This is a genomic window from Microtetraspora malaysiensis, from assembly GCF_001528665.1.
GTDB classification, from domain to species: Bacteria; Actinomycetota; Actinomycetes; order Streptosporangiales; family Streptosporangiaceae; genus Microtetraspora_A; species Microtetraspora_A malaysiensis.
The window spans coordinates 116,799-120,975 of the sequence record NZ_BBYJ01000014.1 but is presented as its reverse complement, the minus strand read 5'-3'; the positions used below and the strand labels follow the sequence as shown (position 1 = coordinate 120,975).

General features: G+C 70.2%; 4 protein-coding genes. All 4 read left to right on the top strand.

The window, feature by feature from the left end:
• Positions 1 to 619 (top strand): dihydroxyacetone kinase subunit DhaL (dhaL, locus tag AWQ71_RS43295; RefSeq protein ID WP_218001856.1); only part of this gene is annotated, 619 nt, incomplete at its 5' end.
• Between the two features lie 554 nt (positions 620 to 1,173).
• Entirely contained in the window at positions 1,174 to 1,815 is a 642-nt protein-coding gene (locus AWQ71_RS19040; RefSeq protein WP_169806594.1) for a GOLPH3/VPS74 family protein, read from the top strand.
• Between the two features lie 32 nt (positions 1,816 to 1,847).
• Positions 1,848 to 3,320 (top strand): APC family permease, encoded by a 1,473-nt coding sequence (locus AWQ71_RS19035; protein WP_157570436.1) that lies wholly within the window; start codon positions 1,848 to 1,850, stop codon positions 3,318 to 3,320.
• A complete protein-coding gene (locus AWQ71_RS19030; RefSeq protein ID WP_067135013.1) occupies positions 3,317 to 3,958 on the top strand; it encodes a GNAT family N-acetyltransferase in 642 nt (213 codons plus the stop codon). The genes AWQ71_RS19035 and AWQ71_RS19030 overlap by 4 nt, the downstream gene beginning before the upstream one ends.
• Positions 3,959 to 4,177: the final 219 nt, after the last annotated feature.

Genomic DNA, 4,177 nt, shown 5'->3' with positions numbered 1-4,177 from the left:
GCTGGAACGGGTGGTCGAGGAGGTCTGCGCGGCCCTGGTCGCGGCCGAGCCCGAGCTGACCATGATGGACCAGGCGGTCGGCGACGGTGACCTCGGCATCAGCCTCGCCCGCGGCGCCGAGGCCGTGCGGCGCGAGTTCCCTGGTTATGGGGAAGACCCCGCCGCCGTCCTGCGCGCCCTTTCGGCGACGCTGCGCCGGGCCCTGGGCGGCACCTCCGGCCCGCTGTACGCGGTTCTCCTGCTGCGCGCGGCGGCCGTGCTGGAGGAGGCAGGCGGGGTTCCGGCGGCACGCGACTGGGCGAGGGCGCTGGCCGAAGGCGCGCGGGCGGTGTCGGAACTCGGCGGAGCGGAGGTCGGCGATCGCACCATGCTGGACGCGCTCGTACCCGCCGCCGACGCCCTGCGCCAGGCGCTCGACGGCGGCGCGGAGCCGTGTGGCGCGCTGTCGGCGGCGGTGGAGGCGGCGCGGAAGGGGACGGCGGCGACCGCCGCGATGACGCCGCGGCGGGGCCGTTCGAGCTATCTCGGTGAGCGTGCGGTGGGCCGGGTCGATCCGGGCGCGGAGGCGGTGGCGATCTGGCTGGAGGTGGTCTCCCGCACCGTGTGCGAGGGGAACTGACCCTCGATCGCGCGGAACGGAGTCTCCGGAGAACACGGACTGCGGGAATCGCCTCGTGCTTTTCGGGCCTGCGGTGCGTGAACGTGTTCGCCAATTCGACCTGCTCCTTCGAGGCGTGTGGCCTCTGGATGGTGAATATCGGGTGGCTCATGCCGCATATCTGGGCACGGCCGATTCTCCGCGCTGAGCGGGAATCCGTCAGCATCGGATTCTGTGCCGCCGAATAATGGCTATTCCGGCGCCCGAAATGATCCCCGCGCGGCGCCGTGGCCGTCGCTCCTCGCGCCCGGCATCGTGCGGTTTCTGCCCTCCCGCGAGGTCGCGCCGTGATCGGAGATCCCGCGCCGGCCCGGAGGGCCGTCCGTCGGCGGGCCGACCTCATCGGCAAAGCCGCCGTTCGCCCCAAAACGGGACGTAATGGAGTTATCTCCGGAGGAAAATTTCGGAACTTATCTGTCCTTTGAGGGGTGCGGCGGGGAGTGGTCGCCGCCGGTGATAATTTCCCAACTTCGCTCGATGACAGATTTAACAATTCGCCTATATGATCGCCGATCGTGGCTGAAGGTGATCTTTCACGCCCGTCGTTGGCCGACGATCTGTTCTTCGTCATCCACCACAACGTGACGGGTCGGGCGCGACTCCATCCGCGTCTCGCGAGTTTGGGGCTGGCGGGTGCCGTCATCGGCGAGTTGATGCTCGCCGAGCGGGTCACCCTCGACCTCGCGCCGGGCCAGGACCGCCTCTACGTGATCACCGAGAACGCCACCGGTGATCCGCTCACCCAGAACGCGCTCGACCACGTCGTCGCCGAACCGCACCACCCGATCGTCACCTGGCTCCACTTCTTCGCCCGTTCGGTCTACGCCGACGTCATGGCCAGGATGATCACCAAGACGCTGCTCAACCCGCCGGCGAGGCACCTGCTGAAACAGCAGCCCGCGACCCCCGTGGACGCGAACACGGCCGCGTGGCCGCTCGCCCGCCTCAACCTCGCCATCCAGCGGCGCAAGCCGCCCGCGATCAGGGACTGCGTCCTCTACGGGCTCGTCGTCGCCACCGGCGGAGCCGCGCGGGCGTTGCGCGAGCACGACGCCGAGTTCGCGGCCGCCACGACCGCCCTGCTCCCTGTGCCGCTGCAGAGACTCATCGCCCAGACCGAGGTCGTCGTCGGCGAAGCCGTCATCAGCCGTCGGTGATCCTTCTTCCCCCCACCCTCACGGAGTTCCGGATGTCCCTGACACAACAACGGCCCAGCGCCGTCTCCACCGCCCTCGCCAAGGATCGGCTCGGCGTCCCGTCGGTCGTCTTCTTCGTCGTCTCCGCGGCGGCGCCGCTGATGGTCGTCGCGGGTTCGGTCCCGACGGTGTACGAGGTGACGGGCGTCATCGGCGTGCCGTTCGCGTTCCTGATGCTGGGCGCGATCTTCGCGCTGTTCGCCGTCGGGTACGTGACGATGGCCCGCCACGTCGTGAACGCCGGCGCGTTCTACGCGTACGCCGCCCAAGGGCTCGGCCGGACGCAGGGGGTGGCGACCGCGTGGGTGGCGCTGCTCGCCTACAACGCGCTGCAACTCGGCCTCTACGGCATCATCGGGTCGGCGACCGAGCCGCTGCTCCTCGACTGGTTCGGCGCCTCGCCCCCGTGGTGGGTGATCGCGCTGGTGGCGTGGGCGGTGACCGGACTGCTCGGGCTGCTTCGGGTGGACGTCAACGGCAAGATCCTCTCTGTCCTGCTGGTTTCCGAGATCGCCGTCGTCCTGGTCTTCGACATCGGTGACCTGCTCCACCCCGCCCCGAGCGGTATCAGCTTCGAGGGCTTCAACCCCGGTTCCCTGTTCGTGTCCGGCGTCGGCGCCGCGCTCGCCACCGTCGTCGCGGGGTTCGCCGGCATCGAGTCGTCGGTCGTCTTCGCCGAGGAGAGCAGGGACCGCAACAGGACCGTGCCCCTCGCCACCTACCTGGGTATCGCGATCATCGCGATTCTGTATTCGATCTCCGCCTGGGCGCAGACGGTGCCGACGGGCCCGGACGGCATCGTCAAGGCGGCGTCCGAGCAGCGGACCGAGCTGATCTTCAACCAGGCGGCCGCCCACCTGGGCTCCGGGGTCTCGACGATCGGGTCCGTGCTGTTCGTGACCAGCAGCATGGCCTGCATGATCGCCTTCCACAACACCACGGCCCGCTACATCTTCGCCCTGGGACGTGAGAACGTGCTTCCCTCGGTGTTCGGCCGTACGTCGGCCCGCACCGCGGCTCCGATCGCCGGATCGGTGCTGCAGACGGCGCTCGGGCTGATCGTGATCCTCGTCTACGCGATCTTCGGCCTCGATCCGGTCACGAAGCTGTTCTTCACGTTCGGCACCTTCGGCGGCCTCGGGCTGCTGACCCTGCTCACCATCACCTCGATCTCGGTCATCGTGTTCTTCGTGCGGAACCCCTCGGGGGAGACGGCGTGGCGGACGCGCATCGCCCCGGCCCTGGCGGCCCTGGCGCTGTGCGTGATGATCGGCATGACGCTGATGAACTTCGACACGGTGCTCGGGGTCGCGCCCGACTCGGTCGTTCGCTGGATCCTGCCCGGCATCTTGGTCGTCGCGATCATCCTGGGCGTCGTGTGGGCCCGCGTGCTGAAGGCGACCAGGCCGGAGGTGTACGCCAACATCGGCCTGGGCGCGCAGGCGGCCGGCGGAGGCCCCCGATGACGGTCGAGATCACCCGGATGACGGACGCGGACGCGGCCGGCGAGATCGTCGCCGACAGGTTCAGCCGCGACGCGATCACCCGTTGGCTCATCCCGCCGGAGCGGGACCGGTTGCCGATCCAGCGGCGGTTCTTCGGCATGCACACCGCGCACGCGCTCGACCACGGCGACATCTACGGCGTGCACGAGTCCGGCGAACTCGCCGGGGTCGCGGTCTGGTTCACCGCGCCGTTCCCCGAGATCCCCGGCCAGGACGAGGCGATCGTCTCCTTCGCCGGAGAGCACGCCGAGCGCTACGCCGTCCTCGGCGAGCTCATGGACAAGCTGCACCCGCAGGAGCCGCACCACTACCTGGCGTTCATCGCGCTGCGGGACGGGCGGACCGGCCGCGGTCTCGGCAGCCTGCTGCTGGAGGAACACCACCGGCGGCTCGACGCCCAGGGGATCCCGGCCTACCTGGAGGCCAGCAGCGAGGCGAGCCGCCGCCTCTACCTCCGGCACGGCTACGTGGACATGCCGGAGCTGCTGCGGCTGCCCGATGGCCCGGTCATGTATCCGATGTGGCGCGCACCGATCTCCGGCGACGGCGGGCCGGCGGACGGCCACGGTCAGGAGAACGGTCGAGACGCCCTCGGCTGATCGCCTCCTCTGGTCGGCGGCGGGGCCACCCGTCGCCGACCGGTCCGTTTTCCAGCCGGTCCGTCCGGCCGGTTCACCGGGGCCGGGTGTAGCCGCGGGTGCGGACGAGGTCGTGGGTGAGCTCGGTGAAGGCGCGGGTGGCGGCGCTGCGGTAGGCACCTTCGCGGTGCAGGAGGGTGACGGTGCGGGTGGGCAGGGGCGGGTCGAGGGGGACGGGGG